This is a genomic window from Nonomuraea sp. NPDC003709, assembly GCF_040610775.1.
In the GTDB taxonomy this organism is placed as follows: Bacteria; Actinomycetota; Actinomycetes; order Streptosporangiales; family Streptosporangiaceae; genus Nonomuraea; species Nonomuraea angiospora_A.
In genome coordinates this window covers 124100-148517 of sequence record NZ_JBEXMW010000029.1, presented here as the reverse complement: position 1 = coordinate 148517, position 24418 = coordinate 124100, and the positions used below count along the sequence as shown (strand labels likewise).

Below are 24418 nucleotides of genomic sequence, written 5' to 3'. Positions count from 1 at the left end.
ATGGACGCGGGCGCCACGGCGGTGGCGGCGATCGAGGCGTTCGAGGACGCGGGCGTGCCGGTGCCGCCGATCAACGGCGAGGACCAGCAGGACTTCCTGCAGAAGTGGAAGGACGCCAACCTCACCGCCGTTGCGCCCACGTACCCGACCTACCAGTGGCGCACCCCGATCATCGCCGCGCTGAAGATCCTCAAGGGCGAGGAAGTGCCCAAGATGTGGAACCTGCCGCAACCGAAGGTCACCAGCGAGAACCTGTCGGCCTACCTCAAGCCCAACATGCCGCCGCTGCACTACGCGCTCTGCGGCTGCGAGACCCTGCCCGGGTTCCCCGAGAACTGGGGCGGGAAGAAGAACTGATCGACACCGACCGCGAAGAGGGGCGCATGTACTCCATCGGCGTGAACACCTGGGTCTGGGTCTCCCCGCTGACCGACGACGACCTGGCGCGCCTCGCGCCCCGCATCGCCGGGTGGGGCTTCGACGTCATCGAACTGCCCGTCGAGCAACCCGGCGACTGGAACCCGGACAAGGCCGCCGCGGTGCTGGCCGAGCACGGGCTGGCCGCATCCGTGGTGCTCGTCATGCCGCCGGGGCGCGAGCTCGTGGCCGCCTCCCCACAGACGATTCGCGACACCCAGGACTATCTGCGGCACTGCGTCGACGTGGCGGTGACCGTCGGCTCCCCCGTGATCGGGGGGCCGGCGTACGCCTCGGTCGGCCGTACATGGCGGCTGTCACCCGAAGAGCGCCGCGCCGCCTACGCCGAACTGCGTGAGAACCTGCGGCCCGTCCTGGACTATGCGGCCGAGCGCGGGATCAAGCTCGCGGTCGAGCCGCTCAACCGGTACGAGACCAGCCTCATCAACACCGTCGAACAGGCCCTCGACGCGCTGCCCGAGGACTGCCACCTGGCACTCGACACCTACCACATGAACATCGAGGAGAAAGACCCCGCCCAGGCGGTGCGGGTCGCGGCGGACCGGATCGCGCACGTGCAGGTGTGCGGCACCGATCGCGGCACGCCGGGGGCCGACCGCTTCGACTGGCCCGGCTTCACCCGGGCCCTGCGCGACGTCGGCTATCGAGGGCCGCTCGTCATCGAGTCCTTCACCGCGCACAACCAGACCATCGCCACCGCGGCCTCCATCTGGCGGCCCCTCGCGCAAAGCCAGGACGCGCTCGCCGTGGACGGCCTCGCCTACCTGCGCACCCTCTGATCAAGGTGGTGCTTGAAAGTTTCATACTTATTGATGGGCTTTTCTAGTATCGGTGAGACAGAGCGGCACCGGCGACGCCGCTCACACCTGCGGATATCCAGTAAAGGCAGCAGGACCCCGGCCCAGCGGAAGCGAAAGGTGGTCTTGGATCCGCCGGAATAAGCATGCTTGACACTTAAGATTGGCCCGACCTATTTTCCTTCCGAATCGATTCGATATCGCATGGTCAGGCACCGCCGCCCGGATCGATGGGTGGGCCACTGCTGCTTCCCACCCTTCAACTCCGACCGTAGCCGGTAACCCCCCAGGAGATCCTTCATGCGAACATCCCGCCTGCTTCCCGCCCTCGTCGCAGCCTTATTAGGGCTGTGGCTGTCCGCGGTGCCGTTGGTGGCGCACGCGGCCGCCCCGCAGTTCAAGGTGCTGCTGTTCACCAAGACCGCCAGCGGCGCCTACCGGCACGACTCCATCCCCGCCGGTGTCGCGATGTTCCAGCAGATGGCGACCGACAACAACTTCCAGCTCGACCAGAGCGAGGACTCCGCCGTCTTCACGACCGCGACCCTGAACACCTACGACGCGGTGATCATGTTGCAGACCAGCGGCATGGTCTGGGACAACGACGCCCAGCGTCAGGCCTTCCAGGCGTACGTCCGCAGCGGCCACGGCGTCGTCGCGATCCACAACGCCACCGACATGAACATCGAGGCGCAGTTTCCCTGGTGGGACCAGGTTGCCCTGGCCGGCGCGCACATGACCGCGCATTCGGCGATCCTGCAGGGCACCGCCAAGGTGGCCGACAAGGTTCACCCCTCCACGAAGGGGCTGCCGGATCGGTGGGTGCGCTCGGAGGAGTGGTACAACTTCGACAAGAACATGCGGGGCTCGGTGCACGTGCTGGTGAGCGCGGACGAGACCACCTATGACGCGGGGCCGAACAAGATGGGTGCCGACCACCCGATCTCCTGGTGTCACAACCCGGAGGGCGGCCGGGTGTGGGCCACCGCGATGGGCCACCAGGCGTCCTCCTATTCGGAGTCGTCGTTCAAGCAGCACCTGCTGGGCGGGGTGAAGTGGGCGGCGGGCGCGGCGGCGGGCGACTGCGGCGGCACCGTCGCGGCCCGGTTCCAGAAGGTGACCCTCGACGGCGCACCGGACCAGCCGATGGAACTCGACGTGGCCGGCGACGGCAGGGTCTTCTACATTTCACGCTCGGGCAAGGTGAATCTGATCCCCGCCAACGGCGGGGGCACGCGCGTCATCGCCACCCTGTCGGTGTACGACGGCGGCGAGGACGGTGGCGTCGGGCTGGCGCTGGATCCGAACTTCGCCACCAACGGCTGGATCTACGTCAACTACTCGCCGTCCAACGGCGGCGAGGTGAACCGGGTGTCGAGGTTCACCTTCAACGGCACCAGCCTCGACCTGGCGAGCGAGAAGAAGATCATCGAGGTTCCGGCGTACCGCAACGTCGACGAGCCCGGCCACACCGGCGGCTACCTCGCGTTCGGGCCGGGCGGGAACCTGTACATCGGCCCGGGTGACGACACCAATCCCAACGGGTCCAGCGGCTACGCCCCGATCGACGAGCGGCCGGGCCGGGAGCATTACGACGCCCAGCGGTCCGCGGCCAACACCAACGACCTGCGCGGCAAGATCCTGCGCATCCACCCCGAGGCCGACGGCACGTACACGGTTCCATCGGGCAACCTGTTCGCGCCCGGCACCGCCAAGACGCGGCCGGAGATCTACGCGATGGGCTTCCGCAACGCGTTCCGCTTCTCGGTCGACAAGGTCACGGGCTGGATCTCGGCGGGTGACTACGGCCCCGACGCCGGCGCCGCGAACCCCAACCGCGGTCCCGAGGGCACCGTCGAGTGGAACCTGATCAAGCAGCCGGGCTTCTACGGCTGGCCGTACTGCGTCGGCAACAACATCCCGTTCAACGACTTCAACTTCGCCACCAACACCTCCGGCGCGAAGTTCAACTGCTCGGCACCGGTCAACGACTCGCCCAACAACACCGGCCTGACCAATCTGCCCGCGGCCAAGCCCGCGACCGTCTGGTACAACTACCACGCCTCGGCCGAGTTCCCCGAGATCGACTGCTGCGGCGGTGCCGCCCCGATGGGCGGCCCCTTCTACCGGTACGACGCCGCCGGCGGCTCCGACCGCAAGTTCCCCGAGTATTTCGACGGCACGCCGTTCCTCTACGAATGGAGCCGCAACTTCGTCAAGGAGTTCCGCCTGGACTCCTCGGGCAACCTCCTGAAGATCAACCCCTTCGTGGCACAGCTCGCCCCGCATGCGCCGATCGACATGAAGTTCGGTCCGGACGGCGCCCTGTACATGGCCGACTGGGGCAACGGCTTCGGCCACTCGAACACCGATGACAGCGTCTACCGGGTCGACTACGTAGCCGGAAACCGCGCGCCCCTGGCCAAGGCGAGCGCCAACCCCGACTCGGGCGCGGCGCCGCTGACGGTGGCGTTCTCCTCGGCCGGCTCGTCCGACCCCGACGGCGACGCGATCACCTACGCGTGGGACTTCGGTGACGGCGGGACCTCCACCAGCGCCAACCCGTCCCACACCTACAACGCCAACGGAACCTACACGGCCAAGCTGACCGTACGGGACTCCGGCGGGAAGACGGGCAGCGTCACATTGCCCATCGCCGTCGGCAACACCCGTCCCAAGGTCGTCTTCTCGGCTCCGCCCGACGGCGGGTTCATCAATTTCGGCGACCAGGTGGCCTACACGGTGAACGTCACGGACCCCGAGGACGGCGCCGTCGACTGCACCAAGGTCAACGTGATCACGGCGCTCGGCCATGACCAGCACGCCCACGACACCGGCCAGTACACCGGTTGCTCCGGAACGGTCACGACCACCGCGTCCGGCCATGACGAGGCCGCCAACGTCTACTACGCCCTGTCCGCCGACTACACCGACAAGGGCGGCCTGAAGGGCAGCGCCGGCATCACCCTGCAGCCCAAGCACAAGCAGGCCGAGCACTTCACCGGCTCGTCCGGAATCCGGATCGTCGACGAGTCCGGAGCCGAAGGCGGCAGGCGCCTCGGCGACATCTCCAACAACGACTGGATCTCCTTCAGCCCGATCAGCCTGTCCGGGATCGACACGGTGTCCTTCCGCGTCTCGGCACCGTCCAACACCGGGGCGTCCATCGAGTTGCACGCCGACTCGCCGACGGGGGCCCTCATCGCCTCCAGCCCCGTCCCGTCCACCGGGGGATGGAACACCTACGTGTCCCTGCCCGCGGTGCAGGTCACCGATCCCGGTGGCACCCACAATGTCTACGTCGTGTTCAAGGCGCCGTCCGCGAACTCGTTCGACGTGGACTCGTTCACCGTCAACGGCAAGGGCGTCGGGCAGGGTGACGGCTCGCCCCCTGGCAGCACCAGCGCGGTGCGGGGTGTGGGATCGAACCGGTGCCTCAACGGCGCCTCGCAGACGAACGGCACACAGGTGCAGATCTTGGACTGCAACGGGCAGCCCGGCCAGCAGTGGACGTCGACCGCCGCGGGTGAGCTGCGGGCGTACGGCAACAAGTGCCTGGACGTGAACGGGGGCGGGACGGCGGACGGCACCGCCTTGATCATCTGGGACTGCAACGGGCGGGACAACCAGAAATGGCGGTTCAACGCCGATGGCAGCATCACTGCCGTCGGAGCGAACAAGTGCGTGGACGTCAGCGGCGCCGGCACCGCCAACGGCACCAAGGTGCAGATCTGGACGTGCAACGGCCAGAACAACCAGAAGTGGACCCGCGTCTGAACGTCATGTGACGTCCGGACCCTGGAGCCGGCCCGCTCTCCTGCGGCGGCTCCAGCGGTCCGGACGGCCGCTCATTTCAGGCGGTCGAGCCGAAGCGGAACGCCGCGAGCCGAACGTCGCCGTGCACGTTCACCTGCAGATCATGGACGCCGTCCGGCGACGTCGTCAGGTCGCCGGTCACGGTCGTCCATGCGTAGCGGCTCCCGGTGGCCGGCACCGACATCTCCGCCAGCAGCCGGTCACCTGCCAGGAACTCCAGCTTCCCTGGACACACACCGGCGACCTCGGCCTCGACCCGGACCGCGCCGGACAGCTCGACGGAGCGGAACAGCAGGGTCGCGGGCTGCTCGTGCTTCGCGGGAGCGACCGCGTCGCCGGTGGTACGGGTGGCGTCGACCAGGGTGATGGCCGCGTGGTCGTCGAAGTCGACGGCCGACGTGCGCCTGTCGACGACGACGCGCGGCCCGGGGGCGGGACCGCTCACTGTGATCGGCGCCGTCAGGGTGATGTCACCGGCGGAGCGGCCCACCAGCACCTCATAGTCGCCGGGGTCAACGGTGAAGGCCCCGCCGGCCACGTCCCAATGGGCCAGGTGCTCGGCTGACAGCCGGAACGTGAGATCCAGCCTGTCGCCCGGAGACAGCGCGACCTTGCGGAAGTCGGCGAGCCGGAGCGAAGGGGCCTCGTAGCGGGCGTTCAACGCCCGGACGTAGAGCTGCACCACCTCAGATCCCTGCCGGGTTCCGGCGTTGGTCAGCGTGAGCGAGACCTCAACCGTACCGTCCTGGGGCACAGTTCCCGAGGACAGCCGCAGGTCGCCGTAGACAAACTCCGTGTAGGAGAGCCCGTGGCCGAAGGGATACAGCGGAGCGGCCCGGTGGTACTGGTAGGTCCAGCCCGCCTTGATGATGTCGTAGTCCAGGGGGTGCGGAAGCTCGTCGTCGCCGCGATACCAGGTCTGCGGCAACCGCCCGCTCGGTTCGGCCTCGCCGAGCAGGACGGCAGCCACCGCCCGGCCGGTTTCCTGCCCGCCGTGGGACGTCCACACCATGGCGGGCAGGTGCTCATCGGCCCAGTCCAGGGCGTAGGGGTAGCTGCTCATGGTGACGAGCACGGTTTCGGGGCGCACCTCGGCGACCGCGCGCAGCAGCGCTTCCTGCCCCTCGGGCAGCGCGAGGTCCCGGCGATCTTCCGTCTCGCGGCCGTTGATGAGCGGGTGGTTGCCGAGCACCACGACGGCGACGTCTGCGGCCTCGGCCGCGGACCGGGCCGCTGCCGTACCGTCATGGAGCAGTTCCCGCTCCCAGCACTCGGCGTCGGCGGGAGTTTCGGCGGTGACGCTGACCCGCCCGTCAACGGGGTCGACGACGGCGTACCGGCCGGTGCGAACGTTGCGCAGCACCACGCCATCGGCGACCGCTTCAAGGTAGAAAGTTTCGTTGATGTCCCAGGTCTTGAGCACCTCCCGATCTGCGGCGAGCGAGCCGTCCGCCTGGAGGCTGAGGTAGCGGCCGTTGGCGGCGTCACGCAGCGTGAACGCACCGCCGCCCCAGTCGACGACGTCGAAGGAGGACTTGCCCAGCAGCTCACCGGTGGAGCGTGAACGCAGGGCGATCCGGTCGGCGCCCTCCACGCGGACGACCTCGCCGAGCGCCGCCTCCAGCCCGGCGGCGACGCTGATCTGGTACGGCATGGTGCCGCTGTACCAGTCCTCGAACAACGTGTCCGCGAGCGGTCCGATGACGGCGACCCGCGGGTTGCGCTCCAAGGGCAGCAGGCCGTCGTTCTTGAGCAGCACCACCGACTCGGTCGCGGCGCGCAGGGCGAGAGCCCGGTGTTCGGCGCAGTCGATCACTTCGGGGCCGATGGCGGCGTACGGGTCGAGGTCCGGATCGAACTCCCCGAGCCGGAAGCGCACCGAAAGTTGCCGTCGCACCGCGCGGTCGATGTCGTCCTCGTCGATCAGTCCTCGATCCAGCGCCTCGCGCAGCCTGCCGACCGGAGTCCCGCTGTCCTCGCCGTGGTCGGTGAAACTGTCGATCCCGGCCTTGAGCGCGGCGGCATGGGATTCGGCGTGATCGTCGAAGTAATGCTCCAGGTCGACCAGGTTGGACGGCGCCTCCGCGTCGCTGACCACGAACAGCTCGTGTCCGGTCGGCTCGGCCCAGCGCCGCAGCTCCGTCTCGATGAGCGGGCTGACGTGGCAGGGACGGCCGTTGACCAGGTTGTACGCGGCCATCGCGCCGGTGGCCAGGCCCGAGGCGACCACTGGCCGGAACGCTGCCAGATCGTATTCGTGCAGCACCCGGGGACGGACGCCGGAGGAGGTGACGCATCGGTCGTCCTCGTTGTTGTACGCGAGGAAGTGCTTGAGCACCGGGGCCGCACGAAGGAAGGCCGGATGATCGCCGGCCAGGCCCTGGCAGTAGGCCACGCCGAGCCGTGCGGTGTGCACCGGGTCCTCGGAGTAGCCCTCCTCGTTGCGCCCCCAGCGCGGGTCGCGCAACGGGTTCACCACGGGAGCCCACGCCTGCAGGCTGTTGGCGCCGGAGCCGATCACGGGCGGGCGGTGGCGGTGGAAGGCGCGCAGCTCGACCGAGACGGCCTCGGCGACCAGCCGCACCAACTCCTCGTCCCACGTCGCACCCAGGCCAACTGCCTGCGGAAATACCGTCGCCACCCCCAGCCACGCCACGCCGTGCAGGGCTTCGCTCCCGGTGCGGAACAAGGCGATGCCCAGACGCGGTACGGCAGGCGCGTACTGGTGCAGCATCGCGATTCTTTCGTCGAATGTTAACCGTCCGAGTAGGTCATCGACGCGCTTGCGCATCGGCAGAGCGTGGTCCCTGAAGGGAAACGCGTCGGCTGCGGACGGAGACGGGGAACTCACGTGTCAGACCTCTAAGCAGGCTCGATGGGAGGGCGGTCAGCGAAGCGCATCGACGCTGTCACGAGCCTGCTGGAGTGTCAATGCTTCACAGGAGAGAAACTTTCGTTTAACAACTTCCCTTGTGCTGCCGGAAACATGTCATTAGTCTCGCGGCAACATAGAAGCGCTTCGACGACTTCGAAGGGTAACCCCCCCCATGACCCCCGAGTTGAACCGCAGAGCCTTCATCGGCGCCGCGGCGATGGTTCCCCTCCTCGCCGCCTGCAGCAACGCGCCCCAGCGGAAGATCGGCACGAACACCAAGACCGGGCTCCAGGCGGCGCTTCCGTCGTACGTGCCGAGCACCGCCGTCAAGGCGGACATCCCGTCCGTGCCAGGGCTGGCCGGGGCGACCGACCCCGCCTTTCTGGTCTACCCGTCCCCGTCCACTGCGGTAAAGACCGTCTCGGCGGTGCCGGGCAAGGGTGGCAGCTACACCGCCGTCACTCCGCTCTGGGGCACGGTCCCGCCGGCAAGGAACTCCTTCTACGAGGCCATGAACAAGGCCCTGGGCGTCACCCTCACCATGAAGCCGGCGGACGGCAACAACTACAACACCATCGTCCCGCCGATGGCGGCCGCCAAGCGCCTCCCCGACTGGATCCAGCTGCCGACCTGGTGGAACACCGCGTTCAACATCGGCGGGCTGGTCGGGACCCAGCTCGCCGACCTGACCCCCTACCTGGCCGGCGACAAGATCAAGAAGTATCCCAACCTCGCCGCCATCCCCACCGGCGCCTGGCAGGCCGGCGCGTGGGGCGACAAGCTGTACGGCATCCCCTCGTTCTCCAGCAACTTCGTCGTCGCCGGGTGCATCTACTACCGGCGGGACATCCTGGAGGCGCGAGGAATCACCGCCGACCAGGTGAAGACCGTCGATGACATGATGAACCTGGGCAAGGAGCTGACCGACGCCAAGCGCGGCGTGTGGGCCTTCGACGACGTGTTCACCTACCTCTTCACCGCCTGGGACATCCCGTCCAACTGGAAGGTCGAGGGGGGCAAGCTGCTCCACAAGTACGAGCTGCCGCAGTTCCTCGAGGCGCTCGACTGGCACTACCGGCTGGCGAAGGCCGGCTACCTCCACCCGGACACGATCGCAGGCCAGAACGCCTCCGGCGCCACCCGCTTCTACTCGGGCAAGGTGCTGATCCAGGGCGGCGGCACCGGCGGCTGGAACCTCACCGACCACGAGTCGGGCACCGCCGCCGACAAAAATTACCGGCGCGCCGCGTTCAACTACTTCACCCACGACGGCGCGGGCAAGCCGCAGGTCTTCATGGGCGCCTCCACGAACGTCTTCAGCTATCTCAACGCCGGCCTGAAGCCCCAGCAGATCGAGGAGTTGCTCGCGGTCGCCAACTATCTGGCCGCACCGTACGGGTCCGCCGAGTACACGATGGTCACCTTCGGGGTGGAGGGCGTCCACTACACGATGAAGGACGGGGTGCCGACCGCGAACGAGGACGGCAAGAAGTTCGTCCAGCCGCAGACCTTCCCGTTTCTGGCCGCGCCGCCCGGCGTGATCAGTAATCCCGGCGCCGACCAGGTCACGAAGGACTACGCGGCCTGGCAGGCCGCAAATGTTAACGCTCTCTACAAGCCGGTGTTCTGGAACATGAACATCAGCATGCCGCAGCAGCTGTCCATGGCCAACGCGCCGCAGTCCCTCGACGACGCCATCAAGGACTGCTACCACGGCAAGAAGAAGGTCTCCGAGGTCCAGGAGGTCATCGACACCTGGAAGAAGAGCAGCCTGGACCGGCTCAAGGGGTGGATGACCGAGAACGTGCTGAACAAGTACGGCACAGGCCAGTGAACGAGCGCCTGACCTGGTGGGGCAGGCTGCGCCGCGACCGGTCGCTGTTGATCATGGTGGCGCCCGCGGTCGGCCTGCTCCTGATCTTCAACTACGCCCCGATGGTCGGGGTCATCACCGCCTTCCAGTACTACGACCCGCTGGTGGGGATCTGGAGCAGTGACTGGGCAGGACTCGACCAGTTCAGCCAGCTCTTCACCGACCCGCTGTTCTGGGGCGCGCTGAAAAACACGCTCTACCTGAGTTTCGTCCAGCTCGTCCTGTTTTTCCCCGTCCCGATCGCGCTGGCGATGCTCCTCAACTCGGTGCTCAGCGAGCGGGTGCGCAACTTCGTCCAGTCGGTCGTCTACCTGCCGCACTTCTTCTCGTGGGTCCTGGTCATCACGATCTTCCAGCAGATGCTGGGCGGCGCGGGCGCGCTCAACCAGTTCCTGCGCTCGCATGACCTCCAGACCTGGGACGTGATGACCAACCCGGACACTTTCGCGCTCCTGGTCACCTTCCAGGGGGTGTGGAAGGAGGCCGGCTGGGGGATCATCGTCTTCCTGGCCGCGCTGGCCGCCATCAACCCCGGCCTCTATGAGGCGGCGGCCGCGGACGGCGCAGGGCCCTTCCGGCGGATGTGGCACATCACCCTGCCGGGCCTGCGGGGAGTCATCGTGCTGATGCTGGTGCTCCGGCTCGGCGGAGCGCTCTCCGTCGGGTTCGAGCAGTTCCTCATCCAGCGGGACGCGGTCGGCCACGAGAGCGCGGAGGTGCTCGACACCTACGCCTTCTACTACGGCGTCGCCACGGCCAACTACAGCTTCGGCGCGGCGGCCGGGCTCTTCAAGAGCGTGATCTCGCTCCTGCTCATCTGGGGCGCCAACAGGTTGGCGCACTCCTTCGGCGAGGACGGGTTGTACCGGAAATGACCAAGGTATTCACCATCGGAGGCGCCAGGCGCGCGGTGCGGGCACCGCGAGCGCGGCGGGCGACACGCCCGAGCTGGCAGGAACCGCCGACTGTCGCCGGTCAGTCGGCCAAGGGCATCACCCTCGGCGGTGTGCTGCTGGTCGTGCTGGTCCCCCTGTGGATCATCGTGGTGACCAGCCTGTCCACCAAGGGTGCCATCGGCCGGGCCGGCGGCCTGGTGATCTGGCCGGATGGCCTGACCTTCCAGGCATATGAGGAGATGCTGACCGACTCGACCGTACGTACCGCGCTGCTGGTGAGCCTCGGCATCACCGTCGTCGGCACGGCGCTGTCCATGGTGGTGTCGGTCCTGTGCGCGTACGGCCTGTCGCGGCCGCGTTCGTTCGGGCACCGCTTCATCCTGGTGCTGCTGATCGTCACGATGTTCGTGGGCGGCGGCCTCATCCCGACCTTCCTGGTGGTGACCGGGCTTGGGGGCTACGGCCAGTGGTGGGCGCTGATCCTCCCGAGCGCGGTCTCGGTCTTCAACATCCTGGTGCTCCGCTCCTTCTACTCCAGCACCGCGGGTGAGCTGATCGACGCGGCGCGGATGGACGGCGCGTCGGACTGGCGGATCCTCTTGTCCGTCGTCCTGCCCACCTCGCGGGCGGTGACCGCAGTGATCGCACTCTTCTACGCCGTCGGCTACTGGAACTCCTTCTTCAACGTCATGCTCTACATGCCGACAGAGAGCGAGAAGTGGCCGCTGCAGTACGTGCTGCTGACCTACGTCAACCGCGGAGTCGGCATGCCCGGCTCGGTCAACGCCGGCTTCGGCATGGCGCACGCGCAGACCGCCCCCCTGTCGCTGCAGATGGCCGTGGTGGTCCTCACCCTGGTGCCGCTCGTGATCGTCTACCCGTTCGTTCAGAAGCACTTCCGGACCGGTGTCCTGACCGGCGCAATCAAGGGTTGAACCGATGGTGACCATCGCCGATGTGGCCAGGGCGGCGGGCGTCTCCCCGAGCACGGTCAGCTATACGCTCAGCGGCAAGCGCCGCGTCTCCGCCGAGACCCGGCGGCGCGTCGAGCGCTGTGTGATCGAGCTCGGGTACCACCCGAACGCGGGCGCCCGGGCGCTGGCGGGCAAGCGCTCGCACATCCTCGCTCTGGCAGTGCCGCTCCGCAGCGACGTGTACGTGCCGATCATGATGGAGATCGCCACCTCCGTCACCGTGGCCGCCCGCAAGCACAGCTACGACGTCCTGCTGATCACCAATGACGAGGGCCCCGACGGTATCCGCCGCCTCGCCGCCAGCGGCCTGGCCGACGGCGTCATCCTCATGGACGTCGAGCTGGACGACAAACGCATCTCGACGCTGGGGGACCTGCGTACCCAGGCGGCGCTCATCGGCCTGCCCGAGGATCCCCGCGGGCTGTCCTGCGTCGACCACGACTTCTCCGCCGCCGGCGCGCTGTGCGCGGATCATCTGGCCGACCAGGGCCACCGCGACATCGCCTTCATCGGCTACGGCTCCGGCATCTACCGGCGGCACGCAGGATACGCCGAGCGCACCCTGGCGGGGTTCCGCGCGCGTGCGGAGGAACGCGGTCTGCGCTTCCTGCACCGTCCATGCGAGGGCACCTATGAGAGCACGGCCGGTGCGCTCGGACGGATCCTGTCGGACAGGCCCGACACCACTGGCTTCGTGGTGCAGAACGAGGGAGCCATCGGGCCGCTGCTCGACCTCCTGCGCACCAGCGGGCGGACGGTTCCCGAGGACGCGTCGGTGATCGCCCTGTGCCCCGAACATCTGCCCGAACGGTACGCGCCCGCCCTCACCGCGGTAACCGGCCCCGCGAAGGAGCTCGGCCGGATCGCCGTCGAGCAGGTCATGTCACGGATCACCGCGTCCATGCGCGGCGAGCAGCCCACCGACGAACTGGTGCTGCTCGCCCCCACCCTGACCATCCGCGAGAGCACCGGCCCGGCCCCCCGGCACAGCCTCATCTAGGAGCACTCCATATGTCCCCCCATTTTCGCGACCCCGAGGCCTGGCGCATCGAGGACGCTTTCCTGCGCGACGGAGCGCGGCTCCCGATCAGGGCGGAGGAAGCGTGATGTTCTTCGGCGGCGACTACAACCCCGAGCAGTGGGACGAAGCGGTCTGGAAGGAAGACGACGCGCTGATGCGCCGCGCCAGGGTCAACCTGGCGACGGTCGGCGTCTTCTCCTGGGCGCTGCTGGAGCCGGAGGAGGGCCGCTACGACTTCGCCTGGCTCGACGCACACCTCGACCGGCTCCACGCCAACGGCGTCTCGGTGGACCTGGCGACTCCCACGGCCTCCCCGCCACCGTGGTTCACCCTGGCCCATCCCGACGCCATGCCCGTCACACGAGACGGCGCCCGGCACATTCACGGCAGCCGGGACACCTACTGCCTGGCCTCCCCCGCCTACCGCACTGCTGCGCGAAACATCGCAAGAGCACTCGCGGAGCGGTACGGCGAGCATCCGGCGGTCGTGATGTGGCACGTGCACAACGAGTACGTCACGCTCTGCTGGTGCGACCACACCGCCGCCGCGTTCCGCGACTGGTTGCGTGACCGTCACGGGTCGCTCGAGGCGCTCAACGAGGCGTGGGGGACGGCGTTCTGGAGTCAGCGGTACGGCTCCTGGGAGCAGGTGCTGCCGCCGCGTGCCACCAACTGGCACCAGAACCCGGGCCAGCACCTGGACTTCCGGCGGTTCTGGTCCGACCTGGTGCTGGCGGCCTTCCGGGAGCAGCGCGACGCGATTCGCGAGCACAGCGACCGGCCGGTGACGACCAACATGATGCTTCCCGGCTACCAGAACGTGGACCTGTGGGCCCTGGGCCGCGAGGTGGACGTGATCTCCATCGACCACTACCCGGACGCGCCGGGCCTGGACGCCGCCGCGGACACCGCCTTCGCCGCCGACCGCGCCCGCTCCTTCGCGGGCGGGCGCCCCTGGCTGCTGATGGAACAGGGCGCCAACACCGTCTACGACGGCGACCGGATCCTTGGCAAGGAGCCCGGCGAGATCCTGCGCCACACGATCGGCCACATCGCCCGTGGCTCGGAGGGCGCCCTGTTCTTCCAGTGGCGTCAGTCCCGCGCCGGGGCCGAGCAGTGGCACTCGGCGATGGTTCCGCACGCGGGAGCCGACAGCCGGATCTTCCGCGAGGTCCAGGCGGTGGGCGAGGCCGTCGAGCGGCTCGGCGAGGTCGAGGGTTCGACGGTCACCGCTGAGGTGGCCGTGCTGCACGACGCGGACGCCTGGTGGGCGATGGAGGTCGATGGCCTGCCCTCGGCGGACCTCGACTATCACGGCAGCCTGCGCCGCGCCCACCGCGCGCTGTGGGAGGCCGGAGTCACGGTCGACTTCGCCCACCCCGAGCACGACCTGAGCCGGTACCGATTCATCGTCGCTCCGGCCCTCTTCCTGCTCTCCGACGCCGGGGCGGCGAACCTGCGCCGCTACGTCTCCGGCGGCGGGACGCTGCTCGTCCAGCACTTCACCGGCTTCGTCGACGAGTACCTCCACGCCCGCCTGGGCGGCTACCCCGCGACGCCGCTGCGCGAGGCGCTGGGCATCCGGGTCGAGGAGCACCGTCCGCTGCGGCGAGGCGAGCACATCGTCCTGTCGGACGGCACCCGAGCCACGGTCTGGAGCGAACTGCTGCGCAGCGAGGGCGCCGAGACGGTCCTCACCTACACCCACGGCATGCTCACCGGGCACCCCGCCCTCACCCGGCACCGGTTCGGCCAGGGCGAGGGCTGGTACCTGTCGACGCGGCTCGACGACCCCGGTTACGCCGCCCTGATCACCCGTATCCTCGGGGTCGGCACGGAGCCGCCCGGCGTCGAATCCGTCACCCGGCATGCCACGGACGGCCGCAGCTGGGAGTTCCTCCTCAACCACACCGCCACAACCATCAGCCTCCCCGAAAGCGCCCACGATCTGCTGACCGGCGCTCCCGTGAGCGAGCTGCCGCCAGGCGGCTGCGCCGTACTGAGGAAGAACCGATGATCACCTGGGGCCACGACGCCCTGCGACTCGAGATCAGTGACGCTCGCCTGGTCTACCTCGGCCCGCCCGGCGGCGAGCTGTACCAGGCGGCGCTCCCGCTGGTCGAGGTGACCGCGACCGGGCACGGCCGCCATTGGTCGACCCACCGGCTCGTCGACACCACCATCGGTGCGCGGATGCGCTACCGGCGACACCACGCCACCGCGGACGTGCTCACCGTCGAACTTCACGACCCGCAAACGGGGCTCGCCGCGGAGGTGATCTACCGGTCGCCGGAGGGCCTGCCCGTGCTCCGCAGTGAGGTGATCCTCCGCAACGAGGGTGAGGAGACGCTGCTGCTGGAGTCGGTCACCTCCCTGACGGTCGGCGGGCTCACCGCCGACGTGGACAGCGCCGACGTGCTGTGGGCCGACAACGACTGGCTCGCCGAGTACAGATGGCAGCGCCGGCCGCTGCGAGTCACCTCCCCCCAGCTCAACGGCCGGGTCAGGTACGGCAACGGCAAGTGCTGCTTCACCCTGGCCGGGCAGGGGGTCTGGTCGAGCTGCGGCAACCTCCCGATGGGCGGCCTGGCCGACCGCGAGACCGGCCGCACATGGCTGTGGCAGATCGAGCACAACGGCGGTGGCTGGCGCTGGGAGTGCGGAGAGCGCGAAGGCGCCGCCTATGTGGCGCTGTCCGGTCCCAGCGACGCCCACCACGGCTGGCGTCACCCGCTGGCGCCCGGCGAGGTCTTCCGCTCCGTGCCCGTCGCGCTCGCCGTGGGCGACCACGACGGAGCCTTCGCCGCGCTGACCCGATATCGCCGGGCCATCCGCCGCCCGCACCCGGACCACCAGTGGCTGCCCGTCATCTTCAACGACTACATGAACTGCCTGATGGGCGATCCCACGACGGAGAAACTGCTTCCCCTGATCGACGCGGCGGCGGAAGCCGGGACGGAGTACTTCGTCATCGACGCCGGCTGGTACGCCGACGCCGACGAGGACTGGTGGGGCTCGGTCGGGGCGTGGGAGCCGTCCGCCTCGCGCTTCCCAGGTGATCGGGGCATCCACGAGGTCCTGGATCGCATCAGGCTACGCGGCATGGCCCCCGGCCTGTGGCTGGAACCTGAGGTGATCGGCGTCCGCAGCCCACTGGCGAAGTCCCTGCCCGACGAGGCGTTCTTCCGCCGCGACGGCGTCCGTGTCACCGAGAACCTCCGGCACCACCTGGACCTGCGCCACCCGGCGGCCCGCGGACACCTCGACCGGGTGGTGGACCGCCTGGTCAGCGAGTGGGGCATCGGCTACCTCAAGCTGGACCACAACATCGACCCCGGCTCCGGAACGAGCAGCCATGACGGCGAGGCCCCCGCCGCCGGGCTGCTCGGCCACAACCGCGCCCAGCTCGACTGGCTCGACGGCATCCTGGACCGGCACCCGCACCTGGTGCTGGAGAACTGCGCCTCCGGTGGCATGCGCTCCGACAACGCCCTGCTCTCCCGGCTCCAACTGCAGTCCACCAGCGACCAGCAGAACCTCCAGCTCTACGCGCCCATCGCGGCCTCGGCCCCCACCGCCGTCCCGCCCGAGCAGGGCGCCGTCTGGGCCTATCCGCAGCCTGGGGACTCCCCGGACGAGGTGGCGTTCACCATGGCCGGCGCGCTGCTCGGCCGGATCCACCTGTCCGGCCTGATCACGGAACTCGGCCCCGAAGCCCGCGACCTCGTCCACGAGGCCGTGACCGTCTACAAGGGCCTCCGGGCCGACCTGCCGCAGGCCGTACCCGCCTGGCCGCTCGGCCTGCCGGCCTGGGACGACCCGTGGATCGTGCTGGCCATGCACGCCCCGACCGCCACCTATCTCACCCTCTGGCGACGCGGCGGCGAAGAAACCCTCTGCCTGCCGTACCCGAACAGAGCAGAACTGCTCTATCCCGCCGGCGGCAAGGCCGCGATCAGAGAGGGTCGGCAGCTCACCGTGACCCTGCCCACCGCTCCGTCCGCAGCGTTGCTCCGCCTCCGATGAAAGGACCGCGCGGCGTGTCCGATCCTCATCCGGTTATCGCCGGATTCCATCCCGACCCCAGCATCTGCCGCGTCGGCGACGACTACTACCTCGTCTGCTCCAGCTTCGAATATTTCCCCGGCGTGCCCGTCTTCCACAGCCGCGACCTCGTGCGCTGGACGCAGATCGGCAACGCGCTGGAACGGCCGAGCCAGTTGCGCCTGTCCGCCGACACCCCCTCGTCGGGCGGGGTCTACGCGCCCACGCTCCGCCACCACGACGGCCGGTTCTGGCTGATCGTCACCGTCGTGGCCGATGGCGGTGGCAACATGCTGTTCACCGCCACCGACCCGGCGGGGCCGTGGTCCGACCCGATCCGGCTGCCCGGCGTCCCCGGCATCGACCCCGATCTGGCCTGGGACGACGACGGCACCTGCTGGTGTACGGTCGCCGGGATCGCGCAGGTGCGTATCGACCCGCGGACGGGGGAGACGTTCGGGGAGCCGCACAAGCTCTGGTCGGGCACGCCGGGCGCCGCCGCCCCGGAGGCGCCGCATCTCTACCGGATCGGTGACCACTGGTACCTGCTCATCGCCGAGGGCGGCACCGAGCGGGGCCACGGCGTGTCGATCGCCCGCGGGCCCGCGCCCGACGGGCCGTTCGAGCCGTGCCCGGCCAACCCGATCCTGACGCACCGCAGCACCGGCCATCCGGTCCAGAACACCGGCCACGCGGATCTCGTCCAGGCTCCCGACGGCTCCTGGTGGATGGCCTTTCTCGGCGTACGGCCCGGCGGAGGCACCCCCGGCTGGCATGTCCTCGGCCGTGAAACCTTCCTCGCCCCGGTGACCTGGGAGGAGGGCTGGCCGGTCGTCGGCGAGATCGTCTCCGGCTCGCCGTCCGGATCGTTCATGGACGACTTCGACCTGGCTGAGCTTCAGGCTTGCTGGATCTCGATGCGGAGCCGCCCGGCGGACCTGTACACCACCAAGGAGCGGGCCGGATCGCTGACGCTCCGCGCCGACGGCGCCTCCCTCGACGAGCACGACGTGACCTTCCTCGGCCGCCGCGCGCAGCACCTGAGGTGGCGGGCCAGGACCCTGATCGACTCCGCGCAGGGGCGCGGCGGCCTGGCGGTCCGGCTCGACGAGCACCACCACTACGAGATCGAGGCGGGCGACGGCCGGGTCCAGGTCATCGCCCGCATCGGCTCGGTACGGAGCGTGGTCGCGGAACAGGCCGTCCCCGCCGGTCCGCTGGTGCTCACGGTCCAGGCCGCCGAGCCGCGGTCTCCCGGTTATCCGCGCTCAGCGCCCGACACGCTCTCGTTCGGCATCGAGGGCTCCACCGTGCTCGCCTCCCTCGACGGCCGCTACCTGTCCACCGAGGTGGCGGGCGGCTTCACCGGCCGGGTGATCGGCATGTACGCCGCGACCGGCACTGTCCACTTCGACTGGTTCGACTACGAGGTCACGCCATGAACTCCCTGCCGGCGTCGGCCGCCTGATCCTCACGCACCGCATCCACACCACGGCGCAGCAGGCGCAGTGGCGACTCATGGAAGGGAAGAAATGAGGAGAACCCCCCTCTCGCGCGCGGCGAGCCTTCTCATCGCGCTGATCACCGTACTGGGGCTGGCCAGCAGTCCCACCGCGGCCTCGACCGACAAGGGCGTCCGCAGCGCGATGGATGTCGTGGCGGCCATGCAGCCCGGCTGGAACCTGGGCAACACGCTGGACGCGATCCCCGACGAGACCTCATGGGGTAACCCGCGGGCCACCAAGGCTCTGTTCGAAACGATCCGTGCCCAGGGCTTCCGCAGCGTCCGCATCCCCGTCACCTGGACCGACCACCAGTCCGCCACCGCGCCGTACACCATCGACGCGAAGTGGATGAACCGGGTCAAGGAGGTCGTCGACCTGGCGCTCGCCTCCGACCTCTATGTCCTGATCAACGTCCACCACGACTCGTGGCAGTGGATCGCCAAGATGGCCACCGACCGCGACCAGGTGGTCGCCCGCTTCAACGCCTCCTGGACCCAGATCGCCGCCGCGTTCCGCGATGCGCCGCGCAAGGTGCTCTTCGAGAGCGTCAACGAACCCCAGTTCGACAACACCACCGAGGAGGAGGCGACCAAGCTCCTGGCCGAGCTCAACCGCTCCTTCCACGGCATCGTCCGCGCCTCCGGCGGCCAGAACGCCGACCGCATCCTGGTGCTGCCGACCCTCCACACCAACGCGTCCCAGAATCTCCTGGACGCCCTGAACGGTGAGATCACCTCGCTGAACGACAAGAACCTGGCCGTGACCATCCACCACTACGGCTACTGGCCGTTCAGCGTGAACATCGCCGGAGTCACCACCTTCAACGAAGAGTCCCAGCAGGAACTCATCGGCTACTACGACAGGACGGCCCAGACTTTCATCTCCCGCGGCATCCCGGCGATCCTCGGTGAGTACGGCCTGCTCAGCTTCGACGTGGACGTGAACGCCGTCCAGCGGGGTGAGAAGCTGAAGTTCTTCGAACTGCTGGGCTACCAGGCGCGGATCAAGAAGCTGACCACGATGTGGTGGGACAACGGCCAGCACCTCAACCGGGAGACCCTGCAGTGGAAGGACCCGGGGCTGTTCGCCCAGATCAAGTCCAGCTTCACCACCCGTTCCGGTACGGCTTCCACTGATTCGATCTTCGTGTCGAAGTCGGGCGCGATCGAGGCCCAGTCGCTCACCCTGAATCCGAACGGGACCTCGTTCCGTGGACTCTGGCATGGCGATGCCAGGCTCGCCCCGGGCCGGGACTACACGGTGTCCGGCGACAAGCTCACGCTCACGGCAGCCGCCCTCACCCGGCTGGCGGGCGATCGCGCCCACGGCGTCAACGCGACGATCCAGGCCCGGTTCTCCCAGGGCATCCCGTGGCAGATCAACGTGATCAGCTACGAGACGCCGGTGTTGTCGGGCGCGGCCGGCACCACTGAGTCCCTGACCGTCCCGGCCCAGTTCCGGGGTGACCGGGTGGCCACGATGGAGGCCAAGTACGCCGACGGCACCAACGCCGCTCCCCACGAGTGGACGTCCTACAAGGAGTACGGCAGGACCTTCTCTCCCGACTACGCCGGCAACTCCATCCGCCTCCTCAAGGACTTCCTCGGCGTCATGCGCGAGGGCGCGCCGCTGACGCTCACCTTCCACTTCTGGAGTGGCGCCAAGGTCACCTACCAGGTGACCAGGTCCGGCGACACGGTCACCGGCACCGCGTCGTGACTCTTCTGATCTGACGCCACCGCCCCGCGCATACGCGGGGCGGTGGCTCTTTGTTCAGGACGTCGGCGACAGGATGAAGGCGAAGTCGGCGGCCCTGACGCCGAGCCGGTACCGGGGGAGCGACCGGGCGGCGAGACCGAACCCCGGTGACGGCGTCCGGTCCGGGAACATGAGGCCGTCGCAGATGAAGTTCCCGCCATGCGGGTCCTCCCCGAAATCGCCGCCGTAAGCGAAGAACTCGCGGCCAAGGGCGTCGTCCAGTCGCCGTTCAGGTCGAGCTACGGGGCGTCTGAAGCGAGGACGGCGCGGTGCCGGCTTGCCGTAGCCGGGTGAGAAGTCTTCGAAAGAGCGAGGGGGCATGCCTTTTTCAGCGCAGCGCGAAAGTTTCTCGCGAAACCGTACTGTCGAACATCTCGTGCGGGAAGCCCTGCCGGTACCAGCGATGACAGCCATGCCTGGCTCTGCATGCCGACCGCGGCGACGCTCGCCCGCATGGTGCGCAAGGCGAAACCACCGTTTGCCGTCAGTGACGGAGTCCTGGCAGCAGGAAAGTTTTCGTCGGACTTGCTCTATAGTTTCCTTGGTGTAAGTGATGATTCCTGGCCTGCCGACCCGCCGTGGCGGACCCGCCGCTGATGAGGAAGGGTGAACGTGACGGACAACCGACCGGGCGAACCAGCGGCCGACGAGCAGAGCGCGGCAGGTGACGGACCGGCGTCGGTCACCATCGCGTACATCGCCGAGTCCGCGGGCGTCTCGATCCCCACTGTGTCGAAAGTGCTCAACGGACGTTCGGGAGTCTCGGAGCAGACTCGTGCCCGTGTCGAAGAGCTGATCAACCGGCACGGATACCGCAGGCCCTCAGCCAGTCGGAGCAATGTCGTGGAACTCGTGTTCCGCGAGCTTGAGCACATGTGGGCCGTGGAGATCATCCGCGGTGTGGAGCAGGTGGCGCGAAAGAGCCGCGCCGGGGTCATGGTTTCGGAGTTCGGCCTCCACGGCACGCCTACGATGTCCATCGACGACACGGTCGGCCGGCGGCCTAGCTGCGTCTTGTCAGTGGCCCAGCTCTCGCCGTCCGAGCGTGACAAGTTGAAGGCGAAAGGCATCCCGTTCGTCGTCTTCGACCCGATCGAGGAGTTGCCGGACGGCGTTCCCTTCGTGGGCGCCACCAACTGGAGGGGTGGCCAGACGGCGACCCGGCACCTGCTCGAACTGGGGCACCGCCGCATCGCCATGATCAGCGGTCCGGATCATGCCTTCTGCCGCGCCAGAGTGGCCGGCTACCTCTCCGCGCTGGCTGAAGCCGACGTGCCCGCGGATCCCGAACTCCTGGTCAGGACCCTTCTCACCCGCGATGACGGCTGCGCCGCGGCGCGCGAGCTCCTGTCCAGGCCTGACCGGCCGACCGCGATCTTCACCGCGAACGACATGCAGGCGCTCGGCGTCTACCAAGCCGCTCGCGAGCTCGGGCTGTCCATCCCCGGGGACCTGAGCGTGGTGGGCTTCGACGATGTTCCGGTCGTGGCCTGGGTCGACCCGCCTCTGACCACGGTCCACCAGCCGCTGAGCGAGATGGCGGTCGCCGCCACCGAACTGGCGCTGGCCATCGGCCGCGGGGAGTCGGTCCCCCAAGCGGGGCTGGAGCTCGCGACAACTCTCACGATCCGCGAGAGCACAGCACCGCCGAGGGGCTGAGCTGTTTCGGTGGAGCAGATTTACCAAGGCGTCCACGTCCGGGGGGACGACCTGCTCGGGGCGCCTGCTGGTGAACTCGGCCCGTTGACCCTTGGATGCCGCGCTCCGGCTCAGGCAGGCGGGAGCATGGGAGGCCCGGTGCTCTCGCGTACGACGAGTTCGGTGGCCAGCTCGACGCGGCTCTGCGGCAGTTGCTCGCCATGGGCCAGTGTCAGCAGCATCGAGGTTGCCGCGGCGGCCATCTCGGTGAGGGGCTGGCGGATGGTGGTCAGCGGTGGAACGGCCCACCGCACCGACGGCATGTCATCGAAGCCGATCACGCTGAGATCATCCGGGATGCGCAGGCCGAGCCGATGGGCCGCGTGGTAGACGCCGATGGCCTGGCCGTCGTTCGTGGCGAAGATCGCGGTTGGCCGGTCGGGCAGGCGCAGCATGCGGTGCGCCTGGGCCAGACCGCCCTCGATGAAGAAGTCCCCCCGGCCGATCAGCTCCGGGTCGACAGGCACGCCGGCCATGTCGAGGGCGGTGCGGTAGCCGTCGAGACGGGCCCGGCTGGACAGCGCGGAGTCGGGCCCCGTGATGATGGCGATACGGCGATGCCCGAGCTCCAGGAGGTGGTGGGTGGCCGTGAGCCCGCCGTTCCAGTTGCCGGCGCCGACCGATGGGATGTTCCGCGCGGGAGTGTCGGCCGGATCCAGCAGGACCAGCGGGATCTCGCGGCGGGCGAGTTGTTCGTGCTGGGTCTCGGTCAGGCCGGAGAACACCGCGATCACGCCGCTCGGGCGGCGCCGCAGCACGCTCTCCAGCCAGGCGTCTCCGGCGGTGTGGTCACGGTGCAGGTCCGATATCCCCACCATGAGGTCGTGCTGACGGGCGACCTCCGCCACACCTTTGGTGATCTCGACGGGATAGTCGCCCTCCAGAGCGTGGAAGACGAGCTCCACCAGGGCCGTCGGCATGGAGCGGCGGCGCTGGCGGCGGTAGCCGTGCCGGCGGATCAGCTCCTCCACGGCGGCGCGGGTTTCGGACGACACCTGGGAACGACCGTTCACGACCTTGGAGACCGTCGCGGTGGAAACTCCGGCCAGCTCGGCGAGCTGAGCGAGGGTGAGAGGAGACGACTCCGTGGGCATGGCGGCAGTTTAGTCACGGAGTGCGGGGAGACGGGCAGCCGCTGACGGAGGGGCGGCCCGGATCGCCGGGCCGCCCCGAAACGGTGTTCCTAGCCGGAGGGCCGTCTCGCGGAAGGGCGCGAGCAGGGCGGCCCTGCCACGCCGGCTCCGACCGGACCCGTGTCACGTCATCAGCGCTGCAGTGTCAGCAGACCGGGCCGGTAGGGCAGGAGGCCGTAGTCGCCGCCGGAGTTGGGGTTGCGTCCCTGGTAGAGCAGCTGCAGGTTGCAGGGATCGACGGTCATGGTCTGATCGGCGCTGGCACGGACCAGCTCGCCGTGGCTGATGTCGTTGGTCCAGGTGGCGCCGCTGTTGGCCTTGCCGGCGAAGGGGTTGCTCTCGGTCGCGGCCTGCGGTGTCCACGAACCGTTCAGACTGGTGGCGGTGAACGAGCGGAAGTAGCGGCCCTGCGAGCCGATCGCCTCGACGAGCATGAGGTATTTGTTCTGGCCCTGGAGCTTGTAGACCTGAACGGCTTCGAACAGGTTGTTCGTCGTGTCGCTCATGATCACCGTCGAGGTCGAGCCGAAACTGCCCGGGAAGTTCCCGATGGGCATGCCGGCCCGGTAGATCTTGCCGTTGTCCCCGGCGAAGAACAGGTACATGTTCGTGCTGTCACCGATGACCGTCTGGTCGATGGGGCCTGTTCCGGAGCCGGAGATGCTTCCGGAGAAGAGCACCTGCTGCGATGACCAGCCGTTCGGATTGGTGGGGTCGCTGGAGGTTCGGTAGGAGAAGGCGGTCCCGCCCCACTGGTAGGCGAGCACCCAGATGTTCTTCGGGGCGAAGTAGAAGAGCGTGGGCGCGACAGTGGAGGAGGACATCGTGTTCTGGCTGGCCGAGGCCATGTCGGACCAGTTGGTGAAGAGGCCGAAGTTCATCGAACCCCAGCTCGTCCCCGTGTCGTGCGTCGTGGCGTAGACGAGGTGCTTGCCGTTGTAGGGGGCGACGGTGAAGTCCTTGAGCGAGACCCACCCCGACTTCGGGTTCGCCAGCGCGCCGGTCGATGTCCAGCGGTACGTCGACGGAAGATCGCACTGACCGGGGTTGCCGCCGCCGTCCACCCGGACGAGCTGCCACTGCTGGTTGTTGCCGCCCCAGTCGTCGTACTGGACGATGTTGGCGCCGTCGGCGGTGGAGGCGCCCTGGACCTCCAGGGCCTTGTTGCTGTGGCGCGAGATGAACCTGACATAGCCGTCCGAGCTGTCGGCCAGTCGCCACTGCTGGTTGGTGCCGTTGCCGTCGGCCCATTGCACGATCGCGCCGCCGTTGGCGGTGGAGAAGTTGTAGACGTCGAGCACCTTGCCGGAGTGGCGGGACTTGATGCGGTAGTAGCCGCCGCCGGAGTCGACGAACTGCCATTGCTGCTGGTTCTGGTTGTTCCTGGTCCACTGGGTGATGCGGCCGCCGTCGGCGGTCGAGAGGTTGTAGACGTCCAGGGCCTTGCCGCTGTTGCGGTTGACCAGGACGTACCAGGCGTTGGTGTCGACGGTGGCCGCGTTGGCGGACTGAGTCTGAAGGGCGACGAACAGGCTCGCCAGTAAGGTGACCACCGTCGCGAGGACGGATAGCGATCTGAATTTCATGATG

At 68.6% G+C, this 24418-nt stretch carries 15 protein-coding genes and 1 pseudogene; 12 read left to right on the top strand and 4 right to left on the bottom strand.

Annotated elements, in window-relative coordinates:
- The 3 genes and pseudogenes from ABZX61_RS55055 to ABZX61_RS55045 form a co-directional block, all read left to right on the top strand.
- Positions 1-357: pseudogene (locus tag ABZX61_RS55055) on the top strand (ABC transporter substrate-binding protein); the annotation flags it as partial.
- A 26-nt stretch (positions 358-383) separates the two neighbouring features.
- Positions 384-1217 carry a sugar phosphate isomerase/epimerase family protein gene (locus ABZX61_RS55050; protein WP_355208454.1) on the top strand — a complete coding sequence of 278 codons (834 nt, stop codon included), beginning with the start codon at positions 384-386 and terminating at the stop codon, positions 1215-1217.
- Between the two features lie 318 nt (positions 1218-1535).
- Positions 1536-5012: a ThuA domain-containing protein gene (locus ABZX61_RS55045; RefSeq protein ID WP_355208451.1), complete on the top strand. Its 3477-nt coding sequence runs from the start codon at positions 1536-1538 to the stop codon at positions 5010-5012.
- A 76-nt stretch (positions 5013-5088) separates the two neighbouring features.
- Here ABZX61_RS55045 and ABZX61_RS55040 read toward each other — a convergent pair whose 3' ends face one another.
- Entirely contained in the window at positions 5089-7785 is a 2697-nt protein-coding gene (locus tag ABZX61_RS55040) for a glycoside hydrolase family 3 C-terminal domain-containing protein (RefSeq protein ID WP_355208448.1), read from the bottom strand.
- Positions 7786-8098: 313 nt separating this feature from the next.
- Here ABZX61_RS55040 and ABZX61_RS55035 point away from each other — a divergent pair, with 313 nt between their 5' ends.
- The 8 genes from ABZX61_RS55035 (at position 8099) to ABZX61_RS55000 (ending at position 19958) form a co-directional block, all read left to right on the top strand.
- The gene (locus tag ABZX61_RS55035) at positions 8099-9760 is read left to right on the top strand and encodes a hypothetical protein (RefSeq protein WP_355208446.1); all 1662 of its coding nucleotides are present in this window, start codon (positions 8099-8101) and stop codon (positions 9758-9760) included.
- Positions 9757-10674, top strand: a complete 918-nt coding sequence (locus ABZX61_RS55030; RefSeq protein WP_355208443.1) for an ABC transporter permease subunit — start codon at positions 9757-9759, stop codon at positions 10672-10674. The genes ABZX61_RS55035 and ABZX61_RS55030 overlap by 4 nt, the downstream gene beginning before the upstream one ends.
- Complete coding sequence (locus ABZX61_RS55025) at positions 10671-11630, top strand: carbohydrate ABC transporter permease (protein WP_350742881.1); 960 nt, start codon at positions 10671-10673, stop codon at positions 11628-11630. The genes ABZX61_RS55030 and ABZX61_RS55025 overlap by 4 nt, the downstream gene beginning before the upstream one ends.
- Positions 11631-11634: 4 nt before the next feature.
- Positions 11635-12669, top strand: a complete 1035-nt coding sequence (locus ABZX61_RS55020; protein ID WP_355208440.1) for a LacI family DNA-binding transcriptional regulator — start codon at positions 11635-11637, stop codon at positions 12667-12669.
- A gap of 106 nt (positions 12670-12775) precedes the next feature.
- On the top strand, positions 12776-14707 hold the full coding sequence (locus ABZX61_RS55015; RefSeq protein WP_355208469.1) for a beta-galactosidase: 1932 nt from the start codon (positions 12776-12778) through the stop codon (positions 14705-14707).
- Positions 14704-16716, top strand: a complete 2013-nt coding sequence (locus ABZX61_RS55010; RefSeq protein ID WP_355208438.1) for an alpha-galactosidase — start codon at positions 14704-14706, stop codon at positions 16714-16716. The genes ABZX61_RS55015 and ABZX61_RS55010 overlap by 4 nt, the downstream gene beginning before the upstream one ends.
- Positions 16717-16730: 14 nt before the next feature.
- Positions 16731-18176, top strand: a complete 1446-nt coding sequence (locus ABZX61_RS55005; RefSeq protein ID WP_355208435.1) for a glycoside hydrolase family 43 protein — start codon at positions 16731-16733, stop codon at positions 18174-18176.
- A gap of 90 nt (positions 18177-18266) precedes the next feature.
- Positions 18267-19958, top strand: coding sequence for a cellulase family glycosylhydrolase (locus ABZX61_RS55000; RefSeq protein ID WP_355208432.1), 1692 nt, complete (start codon positions 18267-18269; stop codon positions 19956-19958).
- 54 nt (positions 19959-20012) lie between these two features.
- Here the strand turns inward: ABZX61_RS55000 and ABZX61_RS54995 are convergent, their stop codons facing one another.
- A complete protein-coding gene (locus tag ABZX61_RS54995) occupies positions 20013-20318 on the bottom strand; it encodes a glycoside hydrolase family 2 TIM barrel-domain containing protein (RefSeq protein ID WP_355208466.1) in 306 nt (101 codons plus the stop codon).
- 291 nt (positions 20319-20609) lie between these two features.
- Between ABZX61_RS54995 and ABZX61_RS54990 the strand changes: the two genes are divergently transcribed.
- Positions 20610-21656 (top strand): LacI family DNA-binding transcriptional regulator, encoded by a 1047-nt coding sequence (locus ABZX61_RS54990; RefSeq protein WP_355208430.1) that lies wholly within the window; start codon positions 20610-20612, stop codon positions 21654-21656.
- Between the two features lie 110 nt (positions 21657-21766).
- On the opposite strand, the gene ABZX61_RS54985 is transcribed toward ABZX61_RS54990, so the two are convergent.
- Positions 21767-22789 (bottom strand): LacI family DNA-binding transcriptional regulator, encoded by a 1023-nt coding sequence (locus ABZX61_RS54985; RefSeq protein WP_355208427.1) that lies wholly within the window; start codon positions 22787-22789, stop codon positions 21767-21769.
- A gap of 170 nt (positions 22790-22959) precedes the next feature.
- Complete coding sequence (locus ABZX61_RS54980; protein ID WP_355208424.1) at positions 22960-24414, bottom strand: non-reducing end alpha-L-arabinofuranosidase family hydrolase; 1455 nt, start codon at positions 24412-24414, stop codon at positions 22960-22962.
- Between the last annotated feature and the right edge of the window lie 4 nt (positions 24415-24418).